The following is a 292-nucleotide window of genomic DNA, read 5'->3' as shown; positions in this document are numbered from 1 at the left end:
GCGGCTGCGCGGGGCGCTCGACCGCAGCGCCTGGCAGCGCAGCCTTGACCGTTTGTTTGCCCGTCACGAGGCGCTGCGCAGTGTCTTTGTCGCACCGGAGGGCAAGCCCCGGGTTGAGGTTCTGCCGGCGGATGCGGGGCTGCCGGTGCTCGAGCACGATCTGCGGGGCCGGCCGGATGCTGAGGCGGCGCTTCTGGAGCTGTGCCATGAAGAGGCAGGCACGCCGTTCGATCTTGCGCGCGGGCCGCTGATCCGCGGGCGTCTGATCCGGATGTCGGATGAGGAACACGTC

The 292-nt window shown here is 70.2% G+C and carries 1 protein-coding gene; it reads left to right on the top strand.

The genetic code is table 11. The annotated features are described in order from the left end of the window. Positions 1 to 292, top strand: a 292-nt coding sequence (locus tag KJQ96_RS39050; RefSeq protein ID WP_213291226.1) for a condensation domain-containing protein, incomplete at both ends; no start/stop codon positions are given.

Origin of the sequence: Bradyrhizobium sp. sGM-13, assembly GCF_018398875.1 — a bacterium.
Taxonomy (GTDB): Bacteria; Pseudomonadota; Alphaproteobacteria; order Rhizobiales; family Xanthobacteraceae; genus Bradyrhizobium.
This window is presented reverse-complemented; position numbering and strand designations above follow the sequence as displayed.